Origin of the sequence: Micromonospora coerulea (assembly GCF_016598485.1) — a bacterium.
GTDB classification, from domain to species: domain Bacteria; phylum Actinomycetota; class Actinomycetes; order Mycobacteriales; family Micromonosporaceae; genus Micromonospora; species Micromonospora coerulea.
In genome coordinates this window covers 1-985 of sequence record NZ_JAEMUW010000098.1, presented here as the reverse complement: position 1 = coordinate 985, position 985 = coordinate 1, and the positions used below count along the sequence as shown (strand labels likewise).

The 985-nt window shown below is 73.1% G+C and carries 2 protein-coding genes; one reads left to right on the top strand and one right to left on the bottom strand.

Annotated elements, in window-relative coordinates; genetic code table 11:
• A partial coding sequence (locus I8N68_RS33480) for a hypothetical protein (protein WP_234041012.1) occupies positions 1-187 on the bottom strand: 187 nt, incomplete at its 3' end.
• Between I8N68_RS33480 and I8N68_RS34455 the strand changes: the two genes are divergently transcribed.
• Entirely contained in the window at positions 107-970 is an 864-nt protein-coding gene (locus tag I8N68_RS34455; RefSeq protein WP_372433935.1) for a zinc ribbon domain-containing protein, read from the top strand. The genes I8N68_RS33480 and I8N68_RS34455 overlap by 81 nt on opposite strands.
• Positions 971-985: the final 15 nt, after the last annotated feature.

Here is a 985-nt window from a genome sequence, read left to right as displayed (position 1 = left end):
GAACACCAAAGCCGACCATCTGACCCGGCTGCGCGACGGCCGCCCCGGCCACCCGGATCCGGCACTGACGGGCAAGCTGGCCCGGCTGGAGGCCGAGCACGCGGCGGTGTGCGCCCGGATCCGGCATCTCAACCACGCGCTTGCCTGGTCCGCAGCGCGGTGGCTGGTCGACCACGCCACCGCGCACGGGGCCACCGTCATCTACGTCGAGGACCTCGCCACCCTCGAGACGCGTGGCCGTTCCCGCAGCCTCAACCGGCGACTGTCCGGCGCGGTACGCGCCACCGTGTTCACCGCCATCGCCCACCTCGCCGCGAAAGCAGACATCGCAGTCGTCACCGTCCCGGCGCGGGGAACCTCGTCGGGCTGCCCCCGCTGCGGCGGCCCCATCAGACACGTCACGGCGCCGGACCGGTGCGTGGCCGGGTACCGGTGGGCCACCTGCCCGTGCGGCCTGTCCACCGACCGGGACCACGCCGCCGCGCAACGCATCGCCGCCCGGGGCCTAGCCAACCAGACCAACACCCGCCGCGACCGCAGCGGCCAGGCCGCGATCCGCACCGCCACCGACACACCAGTCCGGCCGCGGACCAGTCGACCAACCCGAGCCGCCACGACCAGCAAACCGGTGCGGGATCGACGCAAGACCGCACCCACTCCGAAGCAGACCCGACCTGTAACGGTCAAGACTTCACGCCTGCTGCCCTTGCGACGGCAGGTTCCCGCCCCGACAGTCCCCTCACCGGGGTCTGCCGGCAAGTGTCCGGCGGGACGGACACCCCAGGAGACCAACCCGTCAGGGCCCGGTCGCCAGGTGCCGCACACGGTTCCCACCACCGCCCCGCGACACCCACACCGGGTCCGCGGGGCCCTCCACGGCCGCGGCTTCCACCGCCACGTACACGCCACCCCCGTCACCGACAGGGACCGCAGTACCAGCGGGATGCCCGGCTTGCCGAGGATCGCGTAGGAAACCAGAGACGCT